This is a genomic window from Salinicola tamaricis, assembly GCF_003006155.1.
In the GTDB taxonomy this organism is placed as follows: Bacteria; Pseudomonadota; Gammaproteobacteria; order Pseudomonadales; family Halomonadaceae; genus Salinicola; species Salinicola tamaricis.
The window spans coordinates 3,317,745-3,342,115 of the sequence record NZ_CP023559.1; the positions used below are offsets into that span (position 1 = coordinate 3,317,745).

Consider the following 24,371-nt stretch of genomic DNA (forward strand, 5'->3'; position numbering starts at 1 on the left):
ATGACGCCGTTCCCGAACCGCTGCGGTTCGGGAACGGTTGCCACCCGGGCAAGGGTTTGCGATCAAGGGCTTGCGGCCGCGACCCGACACCGGTATAGTGCGCCACCGTTGCCTTACGGCAACCACCCCGGATGGCTACGTAGCTCAGCTGGTTAGAGCACATCACTCATAATGATGGGGTCCCCTGTTCGAATCAGGGCGTAGCCACCAACTCCCCCCGCGGTATTCGATCTTTTCCCTATTCAATACTGTTCGATCTCGTTCTCTGCCGCATGCGGTATTTTGTGCGTTCGCCTCGTGCTGGTTTGGCGTCCTGATGGCTCGCGCCTCACGTATCACGCCTGCAAGTACTCACCCAGGCGCTGCATGAAAGCTTCGCCCTGGGCGAGCTGCTCTTCACTGATGAACTCGTCTGGCTGATGTGCCTGGGTAATGCTGCCGGGGCCGCAGATGATCGCTTCGAGCCCGGCGTTCTGGAACTGGCCCGCTTCGGTGGCGTAAGCCACCGCCTGGGTCTCGCGCTCGCCCAGCAGGCGCCGGCACAGAGCGATGGCATCACGGTTGTCGCTGCCGGCGAGGCCGGGCACGGTGTGCGTCAGCGGCGTGGTCTCGATGGCAAAGCGCGCATCGCGGGCCTTGAGCTCTCGCTCCAGGCTTTGGCTGAAGGTGTCGAAGCGCGCGAACACGGCGTCGAAGCCCTGCTCGGGCAGGTGGCGGATCTCCCACTCGAAGCTGCACTCCCGGGCCATGATGTTGATCGCGGTGCCGCCCTGGATGCGGCCGACGTGGAGGCTCGAGTGGGCGACGTTGAAGTCGGTATTGGTCTCTCCCTCGCTGACCATCTCGGCCATGATCTCTTCGATCCGCGTGACCAGACGGGCCGCGACATGGATCGCCGAGATGCCCTGGTCGACCTGGCTGGAGTGCGACTCCACGCCGTGCACCACGGTCTTGAGCGAGGTGATGCCTTTCTGCTGGGTCACCGGGTGCATCAGCGTCGGCTCGCCGACTATCACCACTGCCGGTCGCGGGAAGTCCGCCACCAGGCGCTCGATCATGCGCGGTGCGCCGAGGCAGCCGATCTCCTCGTCGTAGGAGAATGCCAACCATATCGGCTTGGATAGCTCTGTCGCCGTCCACTGCGGCACCGCTGCCAGGGCGCAGGCGATGAACCCCTTCATGTCGCAGCTGCCGCGGGCGTAGAGCTTGCCGTCATGGGCAGTCAGGGTGAATGGGTCAGTGCTCCACGGCTGGCCATCCACCGGCACCACGTCGGTATGCCCGGAGAGCACCACGCCGCCCTCGACCGCCGGGCCGATACGCGCGAGCAGGTTGGACTTGCTGCCATCGTCGTTAGCGACGCGCCAGCTCTCCACGCCGTGGGCGGTGAGATAACGCTCGATGAACTCGATCAGCGCCAGGTTGGAGTGGCGCGAGACAGTATCGAAGGCGACCAGTTCGGCGAGCATCTCGGTCGCGGTGTAGTGGGTGCGCGGGGCGTGGTTGTTATCCGCGGAAGGTGTCGTCATAGGTCTCTCGTCTCCTCGTTCTGGTGGCCGCCGGCGCGCTGGCTGAGCGCAGTCAGCTCGCCCATGTAGCGCTCGGCGGCCTGCATGTGGGCATACATCACGGCCTCGGCGCGTTCGGCGTCGCGGGCGTGAAAAGCGTCGATCAGTTCCAGATGATAGTCGTGGCCGTGGTAGTTGATATCGATCCCCGCCAGCGCCGGGTCGTGGTGCTGGGCTGCCACCACTTTCAGCAACAGGCCGTTCAGGAACTCGATCAGAAACCGCAGCAGCGGGTTGGGCGAGACCGCGGCGAGCAGGTTGTGAAAATCGAGCTCGTCCTCGCGTTCGGCGACACCACGCCCCGCCTGGCGCTGGCTGCAGCAGCGCCCGGCGGTGGCGCTCAGGCGAGCCAGGGTGGGCGCGTCGAGCAGCGGGGTGACTTCGCGGGCGAGCATCGGCTCCAGCAGTTTGCGCAGGGCGTAGATGTCCGCCACCGACAGGTCGCGGCTGAAGCAGAAGTTCCACAAAAGCTCGTTGGCGGTGGATGCACTCACCTCGGTGATACTGGCACCGCCACCGGGACCGCTGCGGATCCGAATCAGGCCTTGGGTCTCGAGCGACTTCAGCGCTTCGCGCAGGGTCCATTTGCTGGTGGCCAGGCGTGCGCTCAAGGCGGCCTCGCTCTCCAGCCGGGCGCCAGGCGGCAGCTCGCCGGAGAGAATGCGCTGGCGCAGCCCCTCGGCGATCTGGTCCGACCGTTTTCGGCTCACGCCGGCCCCCAGCCGATCGCCACCGCGAAGGCGAGCACCAGCCAGCTGAGCAGGAATACCTGGATCAGCAGCGGAAAAAAGAAGCGTACCCAGCGGTCGTAGGGCACGCGGGCGATCGCCAGCATCGCCAGGGTGCCGCCGGAGGTGGGCACCACCATGTTGGTCAGCCCGTCGCCGACCTGAAAGGCCAGGATCGCGGTCTGGCGGGTCATGCCGATGAGGTCGGAGAGCGGGATCATGATCGGCATGGTAGCCATGGCCTGGCCGCTGCCGGAGGGGATGAAGACGTTGATCACCGAGTGCACCAGGGTCATCGCCAGGGTCGAGACCAGCACCGGCAGGCTGGCCAGGGGCTCGGCCAGGCCATGGACGATGGTATCGCCGATATGGCCCTGCTCGATCATCACCTGCAGTGCACGAGCCAAGCCCACCAGCAGCGCGCCGCTGGTCACCGAGGCCGCCCCCTCGAAGAAGTACTGGTTGATGCGTGAAGGGGAGAGCTTGGCCATGGCGCCGATGGCCAGTGCCATGGCCACGAACACGCCGGAGATCTCGTTGATGTACCAGCCATGGGCAAAGACGCCGTAGAGCATGATCGCCAGGCCGACGACGAAGGTGGCGAGGACGCGGATATCGGCAGCACGCAGGCGGTAGCTCTCGACCGGTTTGTCCAGACTGCCTGAGCGATCGTCGCGGTCGAGCAGTGAAGTTTCGGCATCCGCCCGCACGCGTTTCAGATAGCGGCTGGTGTGATGCGCCAGCAGTGCCAGCGCGCCCACACAGAGCACGCTGCGCAGCCCGGCGCCGGAGAACAGTGGCAGCTGTGCGATCTGATCCGAGACGCCGACGGTGTAGACGTTGATCGGCGAGGTGGCGAAACCGATCCCCACACCGCCGAGGGCGATGGCGGTGCCGACCAGACGGTCGCCGCCCAGGGCCAGGCCGAGCAGTACCGCCAGGGGGATCAGCGCAATGTTGTTCTCATAGCCCACGGCCACGCCGAGTGCGCCGAAGACGAAGGTCATCAGCCACACCAGGGCGCTGGGGCGCTCGCGACCCAGGCGCCGGACCAGGGTGCCGACCAGATTCTCCAGCGCGCCGGTCGCCTCCATCACCCGAAACAGCCCGCCACCGATGAACACGATCACGATGACGCTGGCCGCGGCGATCATGCCCAGCGGGATGGCGTGATATCTGCAGTACCGACGGTGCCGGCTGGTCGATCAGGTGGAAGGTGTCGGGGATCACTGCGCTGCGTCCATTGACCTCATGGCGCTCGTAGGTGCCGGCAGGGATGATCTGCGTCAGCAGCCAGACCGCGCAGAGCAGGCAGAAGATCAGAATGGCTGGGTGCGGAATGCGCTGGTACCAGGGCTTGCGGGTCGAGGTATCGCGTGCCGTCATGGGCACCTCCTGAGAGATCTTGTTGTTGTCGTCGCTCTCCGCCGGGCTGTATGTCGGTGCCTCGCGGCCGGTCGGGGAGCGCTATTGATTATAATGAATAGACGCTAAGCCGGATGGGCAGGGGTGTCAACGCGGCGAGCAGGGGTAGTGTGCGCGATAGTGCCCGCTCACCGCCTCGTCTGCGGCGGGCAAGGCGGAGGTAGCCGGGGCAGGGCGGGAGGCCCCTCGGCGGGGCGTGTCGAGGTGGGCGCTCTCTTCGGTCGCGTGCCCAGCACATTGATTGCGTTGAGAAATTCAGCGCCAGGAATTCTCACCCGATGTGCGATTCACCCTTGACGCCTCGAATCCAGCCCGTATACTACGCCGCGTGCTGACAGATGTTCCCCGATAGCTCAGTTGGTAGAGCAAATGACTGTTAATCATTGGGTCACAGGTTCGAGTCCTGTTCGGGGAGCCAACAGCCAGCACGCGATGAATCCGATCCCCGATAGCTCAGTTGGTAGAGCAAATGACTGTTAATCATTGGGTCACAGGTTCGAGTCCTGTTCGGGGAGCCATCATCGCCCCACATTGCCGGTAACATATCGATCCCCGATAGCTCAGTTGGTAGAGCAAATGACTGTTAATCATTGGGTCACAGGTTCGAGTCCTGTTCGGGGAGCCATCGCTCACAAGTGAGTTTGCGATTGGCGCTATTCCTTCTCGCTAGCGGTATCCAGTAAAAGTCCCTTCCTGTTTGTGTAATATTGGCTGTCAGACCTCATGAGCGATGAAACGCTCTTGGTCTCGATCCTCTCCGGATGGGTGCCTTCCCCCAAGGCGTCATGACCTCCAGTGGTTGAGCTCCAGCACATCCCAGCTATTTCCTACCCGTTATCCCATCAGAGGCTACCCACAGAGGGCTCAAGGTCTCGATGAGTTCCCTGCTGTCTGGCGCCGGGTGATTCGCGCACTCTTGGCTATGCGAACAAGGCTATAAGGCGCTCTTAACGTCGTGCTGACAGGGTGACGTGTCCATGGACATGAACGTTTCACGCCCTAGATTCTGGAGCAGTAGCCGATGCTGGACGCCGTTGTTACCGAGGTCACTCGACTGGCCTCACAGCATGCTCTGGTGGCGTATTTCCTAGTCGGTGTGGCCGCCATGGCTGAGGCGTTGCCGATCGTCGGCACTCTGGTGCCGGGTTCCATGCTGATCGTGGGTATCAGTGCTCTGGTCAGCACCGGTGCGCTAGCGAGTGCACCGCTGATTCTCGCTGCCTTGTTCGGGGCGATCACCGGCGACGGGATCTCCTTCTGGCTTGGCCATCACTACGGTGCCCGCCTCGCGGGTTACTGGCCGTTCAGTCGTTACCCGCGTTGGCTCGCGCGAGCCGAAATGTTTTTCCAGCGCCACGGGGGTAAAGGGGTGTTTCTGGCCCGTTTCATCCAAGGGCCGCGTGCTTTCGTGCCTCTCACCGCCGGCATGAGCGGGATGTCGCCTGGGCGTTTCTACGTCTTCAACGTTGCTTCGGCGGTCTTGTGGGCCGCCACTCACGTGCTGGCCGGTATCGCGCTGGGGGCGTCGCTGCAGGTCATTGCCCAGGTCGCGATCAGGCTGGTGCTGATGCTGGGGCTTTTACTGCTGTTGAGCTGGCTTGTCGTGTGGACGACGCGCCGAGTGATGCTGCCCCACGGCGTCACGTGGCTGAAAGCTGGTAGTGGGCGACTGGCAGAGTGGTGCAGACCGCGTTCGACGTTACTTCAGCGCACCATCTATCGGTTGATGAATAGCCTGAGCGGTGAAGGGCTCATGCTGGTCGCTGCGATTGCCATGCTACTCGGCTGCCTATGGATGTTTACGGCTCTTCTTGAGAACTTGATGGCGGGAGATCCGCTGGTGAGGGCCAATCAGGCGGTCTTTCACGCGATGCAGGCGCTGCGGACCCACTGGGGTGACACCGTGATGTTGGCGATCACCGAGCTGGGAGATGGCTTCGTGACCACCAGCCTCACCATCGCAGTGACGGCTTGGCTATTGCTTCGCCGCGCTTGGCATGGGGCGCTCTACTGGTTGGCAGCGGTAGGGGGAGCCGCGCTATTCACGCCGGTGATCAAGGCGATGGTGCATTGGCCGCGTCCTACTGCCGGGCTTTACAGCGGTTGGGAAGCCTTTTCCTTTCCCAGTGGTCACGCCACCATCAATACCGTTCTGTATGGCTTTCTGGCTTATCTCGTCGCTCGAGGCTTGCCGGCAAGACAGCGTGGCTGGGTGATCGGCGCGGCGATGATGACCGTCATATGGATCGCGCTCTCTCGCCTCTATCTTGGGGCGCATTGGCTGGCCGATGTCCTCGCGGGGATGGCCATCGGTACGGCATGGGTGATTCTGCTGGCGATCAGTCATCAGCGTCGCCATGCCCCACCAGCCGAAGCAAGAGGAGTGCTCGCGATGGTTCTGCTGACGTTGGCCGTGGTGTGGCCGTATCACCTCTACCAGAACTTGGCCGCTGATCGTGCTCGTTATACCCCGCAACCTGACATCCAGCAGATGACATGGAGTTCCTGGTCCAAGGGTGGGTATCAGCAATTGCCGCAGCGTCGCATCGATCTGGGCGGTGACAGAGAAGAACCCATGGTCATGCAGTGGGCGGGCGGGTTGGGTGCACTGCGCCGGAGCTTGGGTGATGCCGGCTGGCAAGTCGACACCCCCTGGACCGCGATGAGTGCCCTCCACTGGCTGAATCCCGCCAGTCCCGACAAGGCACTGCCGGCCCTGCCAAGACTCAACGTGGGGCGGCCCCCGTCGCTGATTGCTACCTACGCCATGCCGGGGGGGCGCGCAGGCGTCTAGTTCTGTACGTCTGGCCCACTGACTTCACGCTCAAGGGTACCTGTCGGCCATCGTCTCAGCCGCTGTGGGTCGCCTCATTGAGATGGCAGCAACGAGACGGTCTGTTGGGAGTGGTAGCGCTGGAGCGCGACATTCCGTCTTCTCGCGACGCCAGCGGGGTGTTGGCCAGGAGACTGCTGCGTCAATCCGCTGGCCTGTCCGCCCATCGGGTCACCTCCAGCGAGGCAACGGCACTTTGGCTTACGGCTGCGCAAGACTTGGGCCCCCCTTGCAAGCGAAATAGGGAGCAGAAAGATGGCGTGTCATGAGCGCCTGCGCCGGTGGTGGCGTTGCTGCCGTAGTGCAGTCGAGTTGAGATCACTCGTCGCCTGGCGGACGAACGCGCCGAGCGCCCTGTCAGCCATCTCGCCTCCGCCGTCTTCATCACGCTTTGGTTCACGGCGGCGGTAGCTGTTTGCCGGTTCTGTTACTCGATGGGGTGGCCTGGGTAGCGAGTCTGGGCAGGGGGGAGCTGATAGCTTTGCCATGGAAAATGAGGGGCTCCCAACCTCGAACCTGGGATCAACCCGTAGGCTGATCCCAGGTTCGAGGCATGGTATGCCTGTCGCTGGGGATAGGGGGAGCGGGAAAGAGTTGCGTTCAGCTCATGATGCCGTTTTCAGCGCTCTTGCGCGCCTTTCCCGTCGAGAAAGATAGCCGACCAGGGCGATGATGGCGCATATGAAGAGGACATTGGTCCCCGTGCTACCCAGGCCAAGTCCACCGTTGGTGCCAGGCTGCGTCAGGAGATCGCCAAGAGAGGCACCCAGCGGGCGGGTCAAGATATAGGCGATCCAGAAAGCGACGATGGCGTTGGCCTTCAGGAAGATCCAGGAAAACGCGGTGAGCGCGATCAATGAGCCAAACAGGAGCAGCGCATGCAGGTAACCGAGGCCAAAATCTTCGGCAACCAGGTCGCCGGCTGCGGTGCCCAGTGCGAAAGTGACGAGAATGGCAGTCCAGTAGAACAGTTCGCGCCGCAAGGTCGTGATCGAATGTATGGAGAGCGTTCTTTCGGTTCGTTTCCAGACGATGAAGACAGCGATTAGTAGTGTCGAAAAGACCAGTGTCGAATCTATCAGAGGAACATGTAGCTGATCAGTCAGATTATCGGTCACCAAGGTGCCGAACACGCTGACCAAGAGCACGTTGCTCCAGTAAAGCCAGGGGATATAACGTTTGGCCTTGAGCTGGGCTGCCAGGAACAAGGCTAGCAGTATCCCGGTCAATAGCGACGTGGCAGTCAACCCGAAGCCAAGATTGAAGTTGAGAAAATCGGCGCCCGTTTCTCCTACGGTCGTCGACATCATCTTGATGAGCCAGAAGACCAGCGTGACTTCTGGTACCTTGTTCGTCCAGCTTGGTCGACGTTCAGCGGATAGTGATGGTGTCGTCATGATGTCCTCACTGTGGGTGGCATCCCTTTTTTAGGGAGCCATTTCAGTGTGAGTCACAAGGCTTATGACAAACTGATCGCTACTATCGAAAAAGCGCAATCCCGTGAGGATTATCGATGGATGGTTTCTAGTGACGTGAGTAGAGGCGCGCCCTGAAATAAGACGCGTCTTGTTATCCGGTGAGTCGATCATGTTGCTCTTCTTCGCCGCATTGCCCCGCGGAATCGGCGAAGGTTTCGACACCAGCCCTCGCCGAAGGCGCCGCACGGTCGCTCATCAATCCATGGAATGTTTCTTTTCGGCTCTGTCAGTGGGGGCGACGCAGTCTGGATCGAACGCCTCGGGCCGTATGGCGCTGATGGGAAGGATGTCCAACTGCCCGCTTCGATAGTCGAAGTGATGAACGGCACTCTCGTCTACGGCGAGTTGGTCGATATCCCGATGGCGCGTGACCAGCCAACCGTCGGGATAGGCGAGACGGTATCGGCACAGAGCTTCGGCGGCATTGTCCAGGGTCATCAGGGGGCGCGTCAGCCGCCCCGCGAACTGGAACGTCGCCTGGTAGCCCCCACCATTGTAAGCCACCGGCAGTTGCCTCGACTCCAGTGTCCCCAGCAGCTCGCCTGGGGCCCTCACGTCATACCGACTCCAGAATGGCCCCATCATCCACTGGGTCGCCACAAAGATCGCGATACCGGTACCCACGGCGAGCCCGCGTGCGGCAGAAGCGCTATCTGGCCAGCGCTGTCGCCATATCCCCACTGCCAGTAGGACGAGTGCGACGGCGCCCGTTGTCGACAGGTTATCCGGACCCACGGCCCCCTTGCCGAATAGACTCAAGCCGCAGCCAACGATGCCCAGAACGGCGATGGCGAGCGAGGGGAGGCGCGCTCGGACGACAGCGTTGGGTGCTGTCGGGCTGCTGGCCAGTCGATCCATGATGGAGTGCCAGAGCCGGGAGCATAGGCATGAGATAATGAATCTGTTTGCCACTGATGAAGCAAAAAATGGCGATGGGGGTGATCATCCATATCCAGAGGAGTCGCTGGCGTGATTGACGTGGGCGCAAGGGCCAAGCGGGACGCCACAGCAGCCACGGAAATGTCAGCAGCGGCAACAGCGGGAAGTACCACCAGAAAGGACGGGCATGAGCCATGGAATTCTGTAGTCGATTGACGCTCTGACCCCATAGCAGATCCTGGGCGTAATCCCTGCCGCCCAGCCAGGCGGCGGAGAGCGCCCAGCTTGCGAGCAGTGCGCTGCCAATGAGCAGGGAGAGCGCCAGTCGGCGCCAGCCGGCTCCGCCGAGCGGTGCCGAGCGCCACCAGGGTATGCTGGCCACGATCGGCAGCAGTGTTACGAATACCGCTGGCCCTTTGGCCAGCAGGCCAGCCCAGCATATCCCACTGACCAGTGCTTGCGCCAGGTGAAGTGATCGGAGACGAGTGGGCTGAGGGTTCCCAGTAAGCAGGCGGTCAGCAGGATGTCGAACTCAGCGCGCCGCTGTAGAGCTTCCACATCAGCATCGCCATGAGTGCGAGTGGTGCCAGACTCGCCGATGTCTGTGCGTACCCCAGTTGCCTCGCGATGCGGTAGAGCTGCCCCAATGCGAGCAGCGATGCCAGCGGTCCGATGAGCTTTGGCCACCACTCGTTGACGCCGAAAATGGCCCAACCGGCATGTATCAGCCAAAACAGCAGCGGAGGCTTGTCGGCGTAAGTTTCGCCATTCATGTGGGGCACCCAGAATGAGTGGGTGTGCCACATCTCCCACGCGACGGATACGTAGCGCGTTTCATCGATGGGAAGGAAAGAGCGGGAGAGGGCGCTGGTGACTGCCAACAGCCACAGCAGAGCGATGACTAGCATGTCTCCGCGGGGGGGAGCCGTGAGCCAGCGAGGCAGAGGGAATCTATTCATGTGAAGCAGGCTGCTCATTGGATTTTGCCGCCAGCTTGCCCAGACAGTCTTAGGAAAACATTATGTGCGGAGAAGACTAGCTGCCGAGCGCCAGATATGGGAATGATTTTCAATAGCCGGTGGTGGAGGTGTCATTGAACTCGAAATAAGATTTTTATAATATAGTGACTTCGATGAAGTAATTGGCTGTCGCTTTGCTGTAGTTAGTCATCTAGATGTCTTGCTGATATTTAATCATAACAACCCGTGGTTTCGGGGTGATCGAATTGCATCTTTTGATTCATGGAGAAGGTGCCCTCTCTCTTGAGCCGTGGCGCCGCTGTCTGGCACGACTTTCTCAACGAGTCACGCTGTTTCATCGCGTCGAGCAGGCGATCCCGGCGGTGGAAGCGGGCGATGTCAACGCCCTGATCCTTGTGGTCGGCGGTGCTGATATCAGCAATAGCCTGAAGACGCTGCGTTGTCTTCGAGAATTTCTAGAACTCCCCATTCTCGTCATTGTCGATGCCATGAGTTCAATAGACGCGGCCCGGTTTCTGGACGCGGGGGCGGACGACTTCCTGACGGCTGATACCGATGCCAGGGAAGTCCTTGCTAGGGTGCGCTGCAAATGCAGACGTTCCGACAAGCTTCCGGGTCGAGTCATCTCTGCCGGCGGCTTGATGATAGACATGACAACGATGGAAGTGAGGTGGCAGGACCTTCCGATCCATCCCTCCGCCAAGGAACTATTGATTCTGAAGGCACTGGCCTCTCAACCGTATCGCGTGTTCACGAAAGCTCAGCTGGAGCAGATATTGTATGGTGCCGGCTTTTATGCCAAGTCGAACACGGTACAGGTATTCATTCACGCGCTTCGAAAAATGACCCACCGAGATGCCATCGTCACGGTCCGCGGCGTAGGCTATTGCCTGGGCCCAGCACCTGCGTGAAAACGAAATTCCAAGTGGAGCGCTCCGTAAAAGAGAACTCACAGGCGAGGCATATATAGCTGAACGGATGAGAGCTATTCAGAGAAAAGCGACACAGAGAAGAACGATACAAAAAAGAACGACATAGAGAGCTAACAGAGCCCTGCACACGCCCGCCGTTGGATTTTCGGGAGTGTCAGCAAGAGAATTGAGGCCGAGCACCGATACGGTACGGCATCTCGTGGGCTCTGCGGTAGAGGACGACGGTCACGCTTTCGTTCTGATGCTGCTTCGACAATGCTGCGTTAAGCTTTGGCTGCGATGGTAGGCGGCGTTTACCTCTCTCTGGAGTTCGATATGAGTGCCGTCCTCACCCAGGTTAGACGTCACGATGGGATGCGACGCTTGGGCAAGCGCCTGGAGCGGCGCTGCAAATCGATGGCATACAGCCTGCTGGCACGTTTTTCGCGAGAATCGCAGGCCGTCTCGCCGGAGACATTGCAGAACGTACATCGTGTACTGCTGGTCAGGCCGAATTTTCGCCTGGGCAACGCGGTGATCGGGGCTCGGTTGATCGAGGCCTTTGCGTCGTCCCGGCCGGATATCGCCATCGATTATCTGGGTACGGATACCACGAGCCAGCTGTTCAAACATATGCCTTTAAAGCGCTATTACGCGCACAGCCGTAGTTTTTCCTGGCGCCTCTGGGCACTGATTAGATTGATCCTGGCGCTTCGCCGCAATCGATACGATCTGGCAATACAGGTAGGAGAAGGTTTCCCTCACCAGTTGGCTTTTCCTGCAGCTATGTGGTGCCAACCGGCTGCTCGGTCAGCCTGGCGTTTACAGCATACCTATGACTGGTTGCTGGATGACACCACCCGGCATGCTTATGATTTATCAGGAAACATTGCCCGGGCCCTGGGTCTGACATGTCAGCGGCTGCCTTGGATGCTCGTGACGAAAGACGAGGCCACCCATGTGGAAACTCTCTTGCCGAGCGCCACTCGCGGTGGGGTCGTTGGTCTTTTCGTCGGTGGCCACCTGGACAAGCGGCTTCCACTGAATTTCTGGCTTTCCCTGCTCGAGGCGCTTAACGAGAGTCGTGAGCGCTATCTCGTCATGCTGGGGCCTGAAGAGGAGCAGCACCGCTCGGCGTTGACGAAGGCCTGTGGCGCCCAGGGCCGGATCTTGCCGCTACTGCCGTTGCGTGATTTTGCAGCGGCGCTGACTCATGTCATCACGCTGATCACACCCGACACTGGGCCCATGCATATCGCGAGTGCCTTGGGAGTGCCTGTTGTTGCGGTCTTGAATAGCGAAAAGTCTTACAAGTTCGTGCCTCACGGGCTTGCTGACAAAGCGCTGTACCAGCCGAGTGCCGAGGACGTAATGGCATGTCTGATACGGAGCCCGCTATTGGGGTCACCCGGGATGCGAACCGAGCACATGCTGGATCGCAAGATGCTGCTCCACTGAGAATGGGCAGCGCTGGATCCATGGGCCTGCCCTATATGCAGTTGCATTCAGACTGGTGTGACTCGGCTGATCGCTTTCTCGCCATCTTCTCGTCAACCAGGGTGTTATCAGGCGTTGACGTCCACCACGAGCCGGCCGCGTATTTCCCCTGCCAGAAGTCGTTCGGCCGCCTCCAGCGTGTCGCCCAAGCTGATGTCATGGGAGATCTCGTCGAGCAGGGCAGGGTCGATATCCTCGGCCAACCGCGCCCAGGCTTGCTGACGCTCCTCGGCGGGGCGGGTGACGCTGTTGATCCCGAGCAGGCTGACCCCGCGCAGGATGAAGGGGGCCACAGTGGTGGGGAAGTCCATGCCCTGGGCGAGGCCGCAAGCGGCGACCAGGCCATCCGGGTAGGTGTGTGCGCAGACGTTGGCCAGGGTATGGCTGCCCACCGAGTCGATGGCGGCAAACCACCGGGCCTTGGCCAGAGGCTTGCCGGGGTCTGACAGTTCGCTGCGATCAATGATCTCGGCGGCGCCCAGGCGCTCCAGGAAGGCCGATTCTCGAGGGCGCCCGGTGGCCGCAATAACGCGGTAGCCGCGTGCCGCCAGTGCGGCAATAGCGTAGCTGCCGACGCCTCCGTTGGCGCCGGTCACCAGTACCTCGCCGCGGTCCGGCGTCAGGCCATGACGCTCCAGCGCCAGCACACTCAACATGGCGGTATAGCCAGCGGTGCCGATGGCCATGGCCTGATGCGTGTTGAGAGAGGGGGGCAGTCGGGTAAGCCACTCGCCTTTGACCCGAGCGCGCTGCGCCAGGCCGCCCCAGTGCGCCTCGCCGACGCCCCAGCCGTTGAGCAGGACGCGATCGCCCGGTGCCCATGCCGAATGTTCACTCTGCTCGACCACACCGGCAAGATCGATGCCCGGCACCATGGGGAAGCGGCGCACGACGGCCCCTTTACCGGTGATCGCCAGCGCATCCTTGTAATTGAGCGTGCTCCATTCGACGCGAATCAGGACGTCGCCCTGGGGCAGTGATTCGGAGTCGAGCTGCGTCAGCGCGGCGTGACTCCGCTGATCGGCTTCGGCCTGCTGTACGAGAATGGCGCTGAACACGTGAACCTCCTGAGCATTGAACGATGAGTCGGAGAGGGGATTTGACGATCGCCGGATCGATATCAGCGGGATAACCGAGCGAAGAATTCCTGGCTGAAGAGCGCCAGAGGCGTCGGCTCGCGTGTCAGGCGGGCTCGCTGTACGGCACCTTCCCAACCGATCCAGAAGAAAGCGGCCAGGGTGTCGCAATCCGTATCGGCGGCCAGTTCGCCGTGCGCCTGGGCCAGCCGCAGGCAGTCGGCGACCCGGCGCTGCCAGTCCTGAAGAATGGCTTCCAGCCGTTCATCGAATCCAGCGGGTAGCAGCGTGACCTCCTGGCCCAGATTGCCCACCAGGCAGCCGCGCCGATAGTGGTGGCGCGCCATGCCCTCTTGGGCGTCCTGGGTGAAGCGGCGGAGTCTTTCGAGGGGCGGCAGTTCGGCAGAGAGCAGCCGGTGGTCGAGCTTGCGCGCGAAATAATCGGCATATCGCGACAACACGGCGTGACCGAACGCCTCCTTGCTGTCGAAGTAGTGATAGAACGATCCCTTCGGCACGCCGACCCGTTTCAGCACGCCATCGATCCCGGTCGAGACGAATCCCTGCTCGGTGAGCACTTCGATACCACCCCGAATCAGGGCGTCCCGAGTGTCCGGGTTGGCGCGGGGAACCTTTGGTGGTCGCCCGCGGCGTTTGCTGGGGGTCGTTGGCGTCTGCATGCGGACCAATTTAGACCGGTCGTCTCTAAATATCAATCCACGGCAGCCGACGCTATCTGGCGCCTGGTCGAAGTGGCGCTGCGTGAGCGTTTCGAGAGGTGACGATCTTGGCATTGGCCTTCAAGGCGTGAACGTAGCATCTAATTATAATTAGCAAACTAATTGGTCGGCCATTAATCAATAAATGAATATGCTCATTGACCGCGTGTGCACGCCAAGGAGTGAGCATTTTCAGCAGCTCGGCTAAGTTTACTAAGCGTCGCAGGGCGATGTTTGACGGCAAAGTAGACTTTGAGTCCTCCGGCTGGATACGGGCTTTTCTAGCTAACGAAACTTAAGATCGATAACAATAAAGGGCCTGATGGGGCGTCGGAACGCGGTCGTTTTAGGGGAATCTTTCACCTACCGCGAGGATAACTGTATGCCCATTCATCATCTTGGCTCAGATGACCAATCGATCATCCGCGATATTTATACCACCGACACATCGCAAGCAAGCCTGCCTAAATTTCGCATCCCGCAGAGCCGAACCGAGCCGCACGCTGCTTACTCTCTCGTCAGAGACGAGCTGCTGCTCGATGGCAACGCCCGTCAGAACCTCGCGACCTTCTGTACCACCTGGGTCGAGGACGAGGTCAAGCAGTTGATGTCGGATGCTGTCGATAAAAACATGATCGACAAAGACGAGTATCCCCAGACGGCGGAGATCGAGAATCGCTGCGTCCATATTTTGGCCGATTTATGGCACGCCCAGAAATCTTGGGAAACGGTAGGTTGTTCGACCACAGGCTCCAGTGAAGCGGCCATGTTGGGTGGGCTTGCGTTCAAATGGAAATGGCGCCAGCGGCGCGAAGCCGCAGGGCAGGACGCGAGCAAGCCCAATATCGTGACCGGCCCCGTTCAAATTTGCTGGAAGAAGTTCGCGCGGTACTTCGATGTCGAGATCAGAGAGGTCCCGCTTGAAGGCGATGCGCTGGGTCTACAGCCGGCGGATCTTAGACAATACTGTGATGAGAACACGATAGGGATTGTGGCAACGCTCGGTGTGACGTTCACCGGTGTCTACGAACCCGTCGAGGCCCTGGCGCGCGAGCTCGATGCCATCGAACGCGACCTGGGTTTGGATATTCCGATTCATGTCGATGCGGCATCCGGTGGTTTTATCGCGCCCTTCATCCAGCGTGACCTGGTATGGGATTTTCAGATCGAACGGGTGCGCTCCATCAATGCCTCGGGCCACAAATATGGACTGGCCCCACTCGGCGTGGGCTGGATCATCTGGGCTTCAAAACAAGATCTGCCCGAAGACCTGATTTTCTACGTCGACTACCTTGGCGGCAATATGCCGACATTTGCGCTCAATTTCTCTCGTCCCGGTGGGGAAATCATCGCACAGTACTATAACTTTCTGCGCCTGGGCCGCGATGGTTATACGGCGATTCAGCAAGCCTGCGCCGATACGGCACAGTGGTTGGGCAAGGCACTCGCCAAGCTGGGGCCTTTCGACATGGTTTACGACGGCCATGGCGGACTGCCGGCGGTCGCTTACAAGCTGACCGATGCCGATCATGGCTTCAATCTCTATGACCTGTCGGAGCGTTTGCGGATGCGCGGTTGGCAGATAGCCTCTTATCCGCTGCCTTCGCATCGTCAGGAAACCGTCGTTCAGCGCATCTTGATCCGGCATGGGGTGAGTCGCGATCTGGCACGTCTGCTTCTCGACGATATGAAGCGCGCGATCAAGCATCTATCGGACAACCCGGTACCCCATTCGACGGCCAAACCGGGGTTCCACCATGGTTGATACATCTCATCGCGGACGAACGTCGCCAGGCGTCCTGATTCGCTACGCAGGCCTGTTGACCCTCCTTTTCACCGAGACCGCCGTTGCCCAGGAAAGCGCGCCCTCCGCTGGAGGGCACGCCGTGGGTCACATCATCGATAGCGTGAGGCCCACCGCTGAAAGTGGAATCCACGGTTTTTTCGAGCTGCTCGGTCACCAGCCAATCGCGTTTATTCTTCTCGCCTTGGCGCTGGGGAATCTGATCGGAAAGCTCGATGTCAAGGGCGTATCTCTGGGCTCGACTGCTGGTTCATTGCTGGTCGGTGTCATCATCTCGATGGTGGCCGAAGCCGCCTATGGCATTACCTACTCCATTCCCGGAGTTCTCTCATCCTTCATGCTCTTGTTGTTCATGTATGCACTGGGCTTGAAGGTGGGGCCGCAATTTTTTTCGGGTCTGCGAAAAGGTGGGCTGGCCTTCGTCGGTGTCGGTGTCATCGTCTGGGTGCTGAATTGGGTCATTTGTTACTTCGGCGCATCCTGGGCCGGGTTGGCGCCCGGGTATGCGACAGGATTGATTTCAGGTAGCTATACCATTACGGCCATTCTCGGCGTTGGCCAAAGCGCGCTTTCGAGCGGTGCCTATACGCCCCCTGTCGGTATGACAGTGGAGCAGGTGGGGGCCAATATGGCGGCGGCTTATGCCATTAGCTACGTATTGTCGAGCGTCGGGATCATCCTGCTGATTCGGTATCTGCCGCGGATCTTTGGGCGCGATGCCAAGGCCGACGCGAAGCAGGCCGAGAGGGAATACAGTGGCGGTGCTACTCATCCTGTTCCAGGCGCGCCAGGTGCACTGGTCATGGGATTCTCACCTTACGATCTTCGTGCCTTCTATGTGACTCACCAGCAGCTCATCGGTCGGCGTCTTGCGCAACTTGCCAAGGAGTATCCTCAGGTACCGATTCTGCGTGTCGTGAGAGACCATCAGGTTCTAGAGTTATCCGATGATCTGGTGCTCGAGAAGAACGATATCGTGACGGTGCGTGGCAATGTGCACGACCTGATCCTTGAAGAGGGGGAGTTGATAGGCCCGGAGGCCGATGAAGCGCTGGCCCGTAACGTGCCTCTGGAAGTGGCCGATATCCACGTCGGCTCCCATGCGGTCTCCGGTAAAACACTTCAAGAACTGGAGAGCCACGGAACGGGCGGGGTGACGGTACAGGCGCTGTTCAGGGCGGGTAATGAACTGCCGCTGGGGCCGGCTAGCGTCGTGTTGTTCGGCGACGTGATACGTCTGACGGGGCCTGACGTGGCGATCAAGGCTGCGGCCAAGGCACTGGGTGGACGTGCGATCCTGCCGACCCTGAAATCCGAGGTTCTCTATCTCTCGCTGGCCATGCTGGTAGGGTATCTGGTGGGCATTGTGAGTGTGACCATCTCGGGTATCCCATTCTCATTGGGGACGTCGGCAGGGTGCATTCTGGCTGGCGTGGGCGTCAGCTACTTCCGCAGTCGCAACCCAGAGTTCGGCGGGCCGGTCCATGAGGGGGCTCGCAGTTTTCTTCAGGACTTCGGGCTGAATGCCTTCGTCGTGGTGTTATCCGCGAACGTCGGGCCTAAAGTCATCACCGCACTGGGTGGCGACACCTTGGTCTGGCTGGCCCTCATCGGTACGCTGGGGGCCTTGATTCCTCCGTTGATTGCCTTCTGGGTCGGGTTCAAGTTTTTCGGACTCAATTCGATCATCGCCGACGGTGCTGCCACGGGTGGGCGAAACAGCACGCCAGGGCTGAACGCGATCATCGAGGAGTCGGGGAGCTCGGTAGCGGCTGTGCCCTATCCCGTGAGTTACGCGCTGACGACGGTGCTGGCCCTGATCGGGGGCTATTTTGCGATGATCTTGTCCTAGCTGGCGATGGCACTGAACGGGATTGCTGTCGCGCGTCATGAACGGCGGCGATGGCTTTGTTCAGTGTCTCGCCAAGGTCACGCCAGGCGGTGGATTCGACCATCGGCTGGGCCTTGCGCAGCCTTGGGCAGGCTCGCTCGGATGCCATAGCAAGTGTCATCGAAATATAATTTGGTTTTCGCTATCTATCGCCTTGAATAGCGCGTACCGTGAGCGCACTCCAAGGATATGGGGTGTCGCAGGGAAGGCAGCCGGGAAGGCTGCAGCCAGGGACTTACGGGGTGCGAAGACCGTAGACGACAGCACGTCTGGCATAGCTGATCTCAAGAGTTCTGATGTTCACGTCAGACTCTTTTTTTTGTGCCTTTTTTTGACCCTTGAGCGTTGATGCCGGGCGCTATCCTCCTGCGCTGAGGCAAGATGTTTCGACTCTTTCGTACCGCCTGGCCTGGCGTGTTCGATCTGTTTTCTCCGTTATCAATCATCATCCGTGGGGGAGCCCCCTATGCCTGTCGAAGAGGTCGTTCTGCTGGACGAAGGGCACCGTCCCATCGGCAGCTGTGACAAGGCGATCGTGCATGACGCCGATACGCCACTGCACCTGGGCTTCTCCTGCTACCTGCTCGATGCCGAGGGGCGGGTGCTGATCACCCGTCGGGCGCTGACCAAGCGTGCCTGGCCCGGCGTCTGGTCCAACGCCTTCTGTGGGCATCCGCTACCCGGCGAGGCGCTGGAGACCGCGGTGGCAAGGCGAGCCCACTTCGAGCTGGGCGTGACGCTGACCGAGATCGTGCTGCTGGATAGCGAGTTTCGCTATCGTGCCCGCGACGACAGCGGGGTGGTCGAGAACGAGTACTGCCCGGTGTTCCGGGCCCGCGCCAGCTCGCCGCTGGCGCCCAATCCCGATGAGGTGATGGCGTGGCAGTGGGTGTCGGCGAAGGATCTGATCGCCGCCCAGGCCGCCACGCCCTGCGTGTTCAGCCCGTGGATGGTGGCGCAGTTGGGGCGTCCGGCCGTCCGCCAGGCGCTCTAGCGGTGCTCCCGACGGTGGCGTTTTTCAGCGACCTCAGCGGGCGGGTCGGGCGCGCATGCCCAGCCAGGCGTTGGCCATCAGGGTAAGGATGGTGAGCGTGCCGCCGTAGAGCGTGGCGCTGGGCGGGTCTTCGCCCAGTAGCCACCAGACCCAGAGCGTGCCGAGGATCGCCTCGACCAGATAGAACAGCGCCACCTCGGCGGAGGGCAGGTAGCGGGTGGCGGTGTTGATCAGCGCCGTGGCCAGGGGCATCTGCAGCAGGCCCATGACACCAAGTACGGCATAGCTCTGGGTATCCAGCGCCAGCGGCGTCGCCATTGGCCAGGCAACGAGGGCGGTGAGCACGCCGCCGCCGGCGATCAGCGGCAGGCGGTCGAGCGTCGGGTAGCGGCGCAGCAAGGTGAGATTGGCGCCCACCGCCAGGGCCGATGCGAGCGCGTAGAGATCGCCCAACAGGCCGTCGCCGCTGAGGGAGCCCGCGAACACCACCAGCAGCCCCAGCATCGCCAGGCCGATCGCCAGCCAGGTGCGTGTCGCCACCGGCTCGCGCAGCACGCAGCGCGTCAGGATCGCCGCGAACAGCGGGGCCGTGCTCAGGATCACCACCACGTTGGCCACCCGCGTATTTACCACCGCCATCACGAACAGCACCGAAATGGCGGCGAGCAGCGCCGAGGAGACCAGCGCCGCACCGCGATGGGCGTTGAGCGTGGCCAGGCGCCGGCGCTGGCAGTAGCAAAGCCCCACCACCAGTGCCATCAGGGCACCGCGCCAGAAGGCGATGTTCCAGCCATCGCTGTCGGCCAGGCGTACCAGCAGGCTATCGAAGCTGAGTACCACGATGCCGCCGAAGGCCAGGGCCACGCCGCGCGCGTGGCCCTGGGGTGACCAAATCATCATGCGTTCTCTCCCTGCTTTCCCTGATCGACACACCCGGCCGCCGTGGCCGGGCGCTTGCGCTCTCCTTGGCGCCTGCGGGCAACGCCTGTTTGGCTAGGCGTTACCCCGGCGGGCTGCCAGCCGCGCGCTGCCGCGCACCCCGGCGACCCGATACCCCACGGCGCCGGCCACCAGCAGCATGGCGCCGCAGCCCAGCGCCAGCGCATAGGCACCCAGCGTCGCCGAGCGTGAGAGGCCGTAGTCGGCGGCATAGCCGGCAAGGGTGTCGGCGTACTGGAACCACAGGAAGGCGCCGATCGCCACGCCCGCCCAGCATAGTGACGATGGCGATACCGCGGGTCCCTTTCTCGGTGGCTGGCGACGACGTTTCGCGCGGACGATGCAGGTTGGCCAGATACGCGCGCTCGGCGTCGCTGACCTGGGTCAGGCGCGAGGCGATCACGATCGCGACCAGGGCTGCCACGGTGCTGACGGCCACCGGGTGCAGATAGACCGGCAGCGTGAACCACTCCGCCTGTAGCGCCAGCGAGAGCAGCAGGTTGCCGAGAAAGCCGACGCTCAGCCCCCAGGCCGCGCCGGCGGCGGTGATGCGCCGGCTCCAGATGCTCATCAGCGCCACCGGCCCCCAGGAGGAGGCGAACAGGGTCGCCGCGAACCACACCACCGCCATCACCGCGGGCGGCTGGAACAGCGCCAGCACCAGGGTCACCAGCCCCGAGACGAGCACCGCGATGCGGCTGGTGCGCATGGCGGCAGCGCCGCTGCGCGAGGCGGGGAGGATATCGTTGGCGATGCTGAAGCCGATGATCGAGAGAAAGGTCGAGCAGGAGGAGAGGCCGGCGGCGAACACCCCGGTCAGGATGACCATGCCCAGCCACATCGGCAGCACGTTGAGCGCCGCCCACACCATCGAACGCTCGGCGTCGAGTGTCGGCGTATAGAGGTTGATCGCCGCGCCGGTGAGCATCATCAGCGCATAGAAGATTGCCAGCGCCACCGCGGTGAGCATCGCCGAACGCATCACCACATGCTCGTTGCGCGCCATCAGATAGCGGCTGGACTGCCATGGGCTGGCGGCCAGCACCGCGGCCCACACCAGCCCTAGGGTGATGCCCCAGGTAGCCGCTTCGCCGGGGTGGCGAAGGCGGCGTCATCGCCCTTTAGCATGCCGTGCCACAGCGCGATGCCGGCTTGTCGGTCTGCGCCAGCAGCCCGCCGATCACCCCCTGCCAGCCGCCCAGGCGGTGATGATATAGAGCGAACCGCCGACCGCGGCCAGCGAGAAGATCACGAACATCACGGTGTCGGTGAGCACGACGCCGGGTGAGCCCGAGTAGAGGATGAAACCGGTGAAGGTGAGCCACACCAGCAGCAGGCCGACCCAGTAGGGCAGCCCGGTCAGCTCCTCGAACATGATCCCCGCGCCCTGCATGACGCCGAGCAGATAGGCGCCTAGACCGACCACCGTGGTGAGCCCGGCGATACGCTGCACCCGGCGCGAGGCGAAACGCTTGCCGAAGAACTCCGGCACCGTGAGCGCTTCGCTGCGGCGCAGATAGCGCCCGAAGGCCAGCGCCCCCAGCAGGCAGCCGGAGGTGCTGATGGCGGCGAACAGCAGCATCACGAACGGGTAGCCGGCATAGGCGAAGCCGGTCTCGCCGAGAAAGGCGCTGGTGCTGAGATAGCTCGCCACCAGTGTGCCGAGAATCAGGAACGTGGGCGCGTTGCGTCCGGCGACAAGATAGTCGTCGAGATGCTTGACGCGGCGCCCGGCCCAGTGGCCGATCGCAAAATAGCCGACGAGGCTCAGGACGATGGCGACGGTATAAGTCATGGTGCATCGCTCGATTGTGGTTGGTATCGGATCATCGTAAGCGCGAACGCCGCGACGACTGTTTCAGGTGCGTCATTCCACAGAACAGCTGCGACGCGTATCGATATGGCGCGGCGGATAGTGCCATCGATCTCGCTTGGATGCAGGTCGAATGGCCAGCGCCAGCCGCAAGGACGTGAGGAGTAGGGCCGGAAGCGTGAGACGTGAGGCGTGAGGGGGGGCGTTCCGGGCCGCGGCGCTTTGGGTATATGCTGGCCTTGACGCCCGCTCCAGCCGCCGCCGAGTGCGCGCGTTTTTCGTCAATGCCTGCCACGAGGTAATGCGATGTCTTCCCGCGACGATGCCGCCGCGCGCGGCGTGCCCGGCTACGCCCATCTGGCCGAACTGGCCCTCGACCTGAGCTGTACCTGGCACCAGGAGACCGACTGGATCTGGCGCGCGCTGGACCGGCGGCTGTGGGAGCTGACCCACAACCCCTGGGCGGTGCTCCAGGCGGTCTCGCTCGAACGCCTGCGCACCTTTCTCTCCAACGCCGAGAATGCCCAGCAGTTGGACGCCCTGATCGAAGCGCGCCACCGCCAGGCGACCCATCACGCCGCCTCGCCCCTGGGCAGTGACAGCGACCCCTTTACGATTGCCTACTTCAGCATGGAGTTCATGCTCAGCGAGGCGCTGCCGATCTACTCCGGCGGGCTTGGCAACGTCGCCGGTGATCAGCTCAAGGCGGCCAGCGATTTCCATCTGCCGGTGGTGGGTATCGGGTTGCTCTATCAGCGCGGCTACTTCCGCCAGACGCTGGATGCTCAGGGCCGGCAGCAGGCGCTCTATCCCTACAACGACCCGGGCCAACTGCCGATCTCGCCGGTACGCACCGCCGACGGCGAGTGGCTGCGCATCGAGGTCGCGCTGCCGGGCTACGCGATCTGGCTGCAGGTGTGGGAAGCGCGGGTGGGCAACACCAAGCTCTACCTGCTCGACAGCAACGACATCGCCAACTATCCCGCCTATCGCGGTATCACCAGCGAGCTCTACGGCGGTGACGAGGAGATGCGTCTGCGTCAGGAGATGCTGCTGGGAATCGGCGGCTGGCAGCTGCTGGAGCGGCTGGGTATCACGCCGCAGGTGTGCCATCTCAACGAAGGTCACGCCGCGCTGGTGGTGCTCGAACGCGCGCGGGCACGCATGGAGCGTACCGGCGAGCCGTTCGAGGTCGCCTTTGCCATCACCCGCGCAGGCAATCTGTTCACCACCCACACCGCGGTGGAGGCGGGGTTCGATCGCTTTTCGCCCAATCTGATCGTGCGCTATCTCGAAGCCTACGCCGAGCAGCGACTGGGTATCGGTATCGAGGCGCTGCTGGCTCTGGGGCGCAGCAACCCCAGGATGCCAGCGAGCGCTTCAACATGGCCTATCTGGCGTGCCGTGGCTGCCATGCGGTCAACGCCGTGAGCCTGCTCCACGAGCAGGTCTCGCGGGAGATCTTCCGCCCGCTGTTCGCGCGCTGGCCGACGTCCGAGGTGCCGATCGGGCACGTCACCAATGGCGTACACATGCCGACCTGGGCGTCACCGGCGGCGGAGGCGCTGTGGACCCACTTCTGCGGCCAGCCCCACTGGCTGGCCGGCGAAGGCGAACTCAGCAGCGCCATGGCCAAGGTGCCGGCGGCCCGGCTGTGGCAACTGCGCAAGACCTCCAGCGCCCAACTGGTGAGCTACGCCCGCGAGCTGCTGGCGCGCCAGGTGGCGGTTTCCGGCGGTGGCGCCGAGATCACCGAGCGGGCGCGCCACGTGCTCGACCCCAATGCGCTGACCCTGGGCTTCGCCCGGCGTTTCGCCACCTACAAGCGGCCCAACCTGTTGTTGCACGACCCGAGCGGCTGGCGCGGCTGCTCGCCGACCCGGTGCGGCCGGTGCAGCTGCTGGTGGCGGGCAAGGCCCACCCCGCGGATCGCGAGGGCCAGGCGATGATCCAGCAGTGGGTAGCGTTCTCGCGCCGCGACGACGTGCGCGGCCGGGTCATCTTCCTCGCAGACTACGACATGCGTCTGACCCAGGAGCTGGTGCGTGGGGTGGATGTGTGGATCAACACCCCGCGCCGGCCGTGGGAGGCGTGCGGCACCAGCGGCATGAAGATCCTGGTCAACGGCGGGCTCAATCTCTCCGAACTCGACGGCTGGTGGGTCGAGGCCTACCGCCCGGAGGTCGGCTGGGCGTTGGGCGACGAGCAGGAGCACGGCGACGACCCCGGCTGGGATGCGACCCAGGCCCTGGCGCTCTACGATCTGCTCGAACAGGCGATCGTGCCGACCTTCTTCGACCGTGACGAGCAGGGCATCCCACAGGCCTGGGTCGAACGCATGCGCGCCAGCATGAGCAGCCTGACCCCGCGCTTTTCGGTCAGCCGCACTCTGCGCGACTACTACCAGCGCTACTACCGCCCGGCGGCCGAGGCCTACCGGCAGCGCGCCGCCAACGCCGGGGCACTGGGGCGCGAGATCGCCGCCTGGCACCACGCCATCGAGCAGGCCTGGCCGGCGCTGCGCTTCGGCGACAGCCATGTCGACACCCAAGCGGGTGGCTACCGTTTCCAGATCTGGCTACATCTGGGCGGTCTCACCCCTGAGGATGTGCGGGTCGAACTCTACGCCGAAGCCAGCGCTGACCAGCCGGCCGCCTGCCACGAGATGCACGCCACACCTGGCGCGACACCGGATGCCTGCGAGTTCGTCGCCGAGATCGAGACCACTCGCCCGGCCGCGGACTACACCATCCGGGTCAGGCCCTGGCACGCCGCCGTGGCGCTACCGCTGGAAGAACCGCGGGTGCTGTGGCAGCGCTGACGTCAGTCATCCCTA

General features: G+C 62.5%; 20 protein-coding genes and 4 tRNA genes. 13 read left to right on the forward strand and 11 right to left on the reverse strand.

The window, feature by feature from the left end; genetic code table 11:
* Positions 1 to 133 precede the first annotated feature (133 nt).
* Positions 134 to 210 (forward strand) — tRNA-Met (locus CN538_RS15300).
* 125 nt (positions 211 to 335) lie between these two features.
* Here the strand turns inward: CN538_RS15300 and argE are convergent.
* From argE to CN538_RS15315, 3 genes are read right to left on the reverse strand one after another with little or no spacing between them, the layout of a single operon-like run.
* Positions 336 to 1,529, reverse strand: a complete 1,194-nt coding sequence (argE, locus tag CN538_RS15305) for an acetylornithine deacetylase (RefSeq protein WP_106419999.1) — start codon at positions 1,527 to 1,529, stop codon at positions 336 to 338.
* Positions 1,526 to 2,278, reverse strand: a complete 753-nt coding sequence (locus CN538_RS15310) for a FadR/GntR family transcriptional regulator (protein WP_106420000.1) — start codon at positions 2,276 to 2,278, stop codon at positions 1,526 to 1,528. Before CN538_RS15310 ends, argE begins: the two co-directional genes overlap by 4 nt.
* Complete coding sequence (locus CN538_RS15315; protein ID WP_242495212.1) at positions 2,275 to 3,450, reverse strand: YfcC family protein; 1,176 nt, start codon at positions 3,448 to 3,450, stop codon at positions 2,275 to 2,277. The genes CN538_RS15310 and CN538_RS15315 overlap by 4 nt, the downstream gene beginning before the upstream one ends.
* Positions 3,451 to 4,063: 613 nt before the next feature.
* On the opposite strand from CN538_RS15315, the gene CN538_RS15320 reads away from it, so the two are divergent.
* From CN538_RS15320 to CN538_RS15335, 4 genes are all read left to right on the forward strand, one after another.
* Positions 4,064 to 4,139: transfer RNA gene (locus tag CN538_RS15320), tRNA-Asn, on the forward strand.
* A 24-nt stretch (positions 4,140 to 4,163) separates the two neighbouring features.
* A tRNA-Asn gene (locus tag CN538_RS15325) sits at positions 4,164 to 4,239 on the forward strand.
* 31 nt (positions 4,240 to 4,270) lie between these two features.
* A tRNA-Asn gene (locus CN538_RS15330) sits at positions 4,271 to 4,346 on the forward strand.
* A 396-nt stretch (positions 4,347 to 4,742) separates the two neighbouring features.
* Complete coding sequence (locus CN538_RS15335; protein WP_106420001.1) at positions 4,743 to 6,515, forward strand: phosphatase PAP2 family protein; 1,773 nt, start codon at positions 4,743 to 4,745, stop codon at positions 6,513 to 6,515.
* A 644-nt stretch (positions 6,516 to 7,159) separates the two neighbouring features.
* On the opposite strand, the gene CN538_RS15340 is transcribed toward CN538_RS15335, so the two are convergent.
* From CN538_RS15340 to CN538_RS15350, 3 genes are all read right to left on the reverse strand, one after another.
* Entirely contained in the window at positions 7,160 to 7,951 is a 792-nt protein-coding gene (locus CN538_RS15340; RefSeq protein WP_106420002.1) for a COG4705 family protein, read from the reverse strand.
* A gap of 276 nt (positions 7,952 to 8,227) precedes the next feature.
* Positions 8,228 to 8,890 carry a hypothetical protein gene (locus CN538_RS15345; protein WP_106420003.1) on the reverse strand — a complete coding sequence of 221 codons (663 nt, stop codon included), beginning with the start codon at positions 8,888 to 8,890 and terminating at the stop codon, positions 8,228 to 8,230.
* A 536-nt stretch (positions 8,891 to 9,426) separates the two neighbouring features.
* Positions 9,427 to 9,819: an ArnT family glycosyltransferase gene (locus CN538_RS15350; RefSeq protein WP_164999623.1), complete on the reverse strand. Its 393-nt coding sequence runs from the start codon at positions 9,817 to 9,819 to the stop codon at positions 9,427 to 9,429.
* A gap of 308 nt (positions 9,820 to 10,127) precedes the next feature.
* Between CN538_RS15350 and CN538_RS15355 the strand changes: the two genes are divergently transcribed.
* Complete coding sequence (locus tag CN538_RS15355; protein ID WP_129591386.1) at positions 10,128 to 10,802, forward strand: response regulator transcription factor; 675 nt, start codon at positions 10,128 to 10,130, stop codon at positions 10,800 to 10,802.
* A 336-nt stretch (positions 10,803 to 11,138) separates the two neighbouring features.
* A complete protein-coding gene (locus tag CN538_RS15360) occupies positions 11,139 to 12,260 on the forward strand; it encodes a glycosyltransferase family 9 protein (protein WP_164999624.1) in 1,122 nt (373 codons plus the stop codon).
* Positions 12,261 to 12,367: 107 nt separating this feature from the next.
* Here the strand turns inward: CN538_RS15360 and acuI are convergent, their stop codons facing one another.
* Both acuI and acuR read right to left on the reverse strand, forming a co-directional pair.
* Positions 12,368 to 13,357 (reverse strand): acrylyl-CoA reductase (NADPH), encoded by a 990-nt coding sequence (acuI, locus tag CN538_RS15365; RefSeq protein WP_106420007.1) that lies wholly within the window; start codon positions 13,355 to 13,357, stop codon positions 12,368 to 12,370.
* Positions 13,358 to 13,419: 62 nt separating this feature from the next.
* Positions 13,420 to 14,055 carry an acrylate utilization transcriptional regulator AcuR gene (gene acuR, locus CN538_RS15370; RefSeq protein WP_106420008.1) on the reverse strand — a complete coding sequence of 212 codons (636 nt, stop codon included), beginning with the start codon at positions 14,053 to 14,055 and terminating at the stop codon, positions 13,420 to 13,422.
* Positions 14,056 to 14,476: 421 nt separating this feature from the next.
* On the opposite strand from acuR, the gene gad reads away from it, so the two are divergent.
* From gad to idi, 3 genes are all read left to right on the forward strand, one after another.
* Entirely contained in the window at positions 14,477 to 15,859 is a 1,383-nt protein-coding gene (gad, locus tag CN538_RS15375) for a glutamate decarboxylase (RefSeq protein WP_106420009.1), read from the forward strand.
* Positions 15,860 to 15,980: 121 nt separating this feature from the next.
* The gene (locus CN538_RS15380) at positions 15,981 to 17,750 is read left to right on the forward strand and encodes an aspartate:alanine exchanger family transporter (protein WP_242495216.1); all 1,770 of its coding nucleotides are present in this window, start codon (positions 15,981 to 15,983) and stop codon (positions 17,748 to 17,750) included.
* A 505-nt stretch (positions 17,751 to 18,255) separates the two neighbouring features.
* Positions 18,256 to 18,783, forward strand: a complete 528-nt coding sequence (idi, locus tag CN538_RS15385) for an isopentenyl-diphosphate Delta-isomerase (RefSeq protein WP_106420011.1) — start codon at positions 18,256 to 18,258, stop codon at positions 18,781 to 18,783.
* A gap of 33 nt (positions 18,784 to 18,816) precedes the next feature.
* Here idi and CN538_RS15390 read toward each other — a convergent pair whose 3' ends face one another.
* The 3 genes from CN538_RS15390 to CN538_RS23275 all read right to left on the reverse strand — a co-directional run bounded on the left by CN538_RS15390 (position 18,817) and on the right by CN538_RS23275 (position 21,517).
* Complete coding sequence (locus tag CN538_RS15390) at positions 18,817 to 19,683, reverse strand: DMT family transporter (protein WP_242495218.1); 867 nt, start codon at positions 19,681 to 19,683, stop codon at positions 18,817 to 18,819.
* Between the two features lie 100 nt (positions 19,684 to 19,783).
* Complete coding sequence (locus CN538_RS23270; RefSeq protein WP_242495220.1) at positions 19,784 to 20,767, reverse strand: sodium:solute symporter family transporter; 984 nt, start codon at positions 20,765 to 20,767, stop codon at positions 19,784 to 19,786.
* Positions 20,768 to 20,902: 135 nt separating this feature from the next.
* Positions 20,903 to 21,517 (reverse strand): sodium:solute symporter family transporter, encoded by a 615-nt coding sequence (locus tag CN538_RS23275; protein ID WP_242495222.1) that lies wholly within the window; start codon positions 21,515 to 21,517, stop codon positions 20,903 to 20,905.
* Positions 21,518 to 21,841: 324 nt separating this feature from the next.
* Here CN538_RS23275 and glgP (CN538_RS21250) point away from each other — a divergent pair, with 324 nt between their 5' ends.
* From glgP (CN538_RS21250) to glgP (CN538_RS21260), 3 genes are read left to right on the forward strand one after another with little or no spacing between them, the layout of a single operon-like run.
* On the forward strand, positions 21,842 to 22,966 hold the full coding sequence (gene glgP / locus CN538_RS21250; protein ID WP_207233521.1) for an alpha-glucan family phosphorylase: 1,125 nt from the start codon (positions 21,842 to 21,844) through the stop codon (positions 22,964 to 22,966).
* Positions 22,921 to 23,484, forward strand: coding sequence for a glycosyltransferase family protein (locus CN538_RS21255; protein WP_207233522.1), 564 nt, complete (start codon positions 22,921 to 22,923; stop codon positions 23,482 to 23,484). Before glgP (CN538_RS21250) ends, CN538_RS21255 begins: the two co-directional genes overlap by 46 nt.
* Complete coding sequence (gene glgP / locus CN538_RS21260) at positions 23,427 to 24,356, forward strand: alpha-glucan family phosphorylase (protein WP_242495224.1); 930 nt, start codon at positions 23,427 to 23,429, stop codon at positions 24,354 to 24,356. The genes CN538_RS21255 and glgP (CN538_RS21260) overlap by 58 nt, the downstream gene beginning before the upstream one ends.
* Positions 24,357 to 24,371: the final 15 nt, after the last annotated feature.

What these genes read in the sequence shown, in the direction of transcription:
- argE (WP_106419999.1), bottom strand. Translation starts at nt 1,529, where the DNA reads ATGACGACACCTTCCGCGGATAACAACCACGCCCCGCGCACCCACTAC.
- CN538_RS15315 (WP_242495212.1), bottom strand. Translation starts at nt 3,450, where the DNA reads ATGATCGCCGCGGCCAGCGTCATCGTGATCGTGTTCATCGGTGGCGGG.
- CN538_RS15335 (WP_106420001.1), top strand. Translation starts at nt 4,743, where the DNA reads ATGCTGGACGCCGTTGTTACCGAGGTCACTCGACTGGCCTCACAGCAT.
- CN538_RS15340 (WP_106420002.1), bottom strand. Translation starts at nt 7,951, where the DNA reads ATGACGACACCATCACTATCCGCTGAACGTCGACCAAGCTGGACGAAC.
- CN538_RS15345 (WP_106420003.1), bottom strand. Translation starts at nt 8,890, where the DNA reads ATGGATCGACTGGCCAGCAGCCCGACAGCACCCAACGCTGTCGTCCGA.
- CN538_RS15350 (WP_164999623.1), bottom strand. Translation starts at nt 9,819, where the DNA reads ATGCTAGTCATCGCTCTGCTGTGGCTGTTGGCAGTCACCAGCGCCCTC.
- CN538_RS15360 (WP_164999624.1), top strand. Translation starts at nt 11,139, where the DNA reads ATGAGTGCCGTCCTCACCCAGGTTAGACGTCACGATGGGATGCGACGC.
- acuR (WP_106420008.1), bottom strand. Translation starts at nt 14,055, where the DNA reads ATGCAGACGCCAACGACCCCCAGCAAACGCCGCGGGCGACCACCAAAG.
- gad (WP_106420009.1), top strand. Translation starts at nt 14,477, where the DNA reads ATGCCCATTCATCATCTTGGCTCAGATGACCAATCGATCATCCGCGAT.
- idi (WP_106420011.1), top strand. Translation starts at nt 18,256, where the DNA reads ATGCCTGTCGAAGAGGTCGTTCTGCTGGACGAAGGGCACCGTCCCATC.
- CN538_RS15390 (WP_242495218.1), bottom strand. Translation starts at nt 19,683, where the DNA reads ATGATGATTTGGTCACCCCAGGGCCACGCGCGCGGCGTGGCCCTGGCC.
- CN538_RS23275 (WP_242495222.1), bottom strand. Translation starts at nt 21,517, where the DNA reads ATGACTTATACCGTCGCCATCGTCCTGAGCCTCGTCGGCTATTTTGCG.
- glgP (WP_207233521.1), top strand. Translation starts at nt 21,842, where the DNA reads ATGTCTTCCCGCGACGATGCCGCCGCGCGCGGCGTGCCCGGCTACGCC.
- CN538_RS21255 (WP_207233522.1), top strand. Translation starts at nt 22,921, where the DNA reads ATGGCCTATCTGGCGTGCCGTGGCTGCCATGCGGTCAACGCCGTGAGC.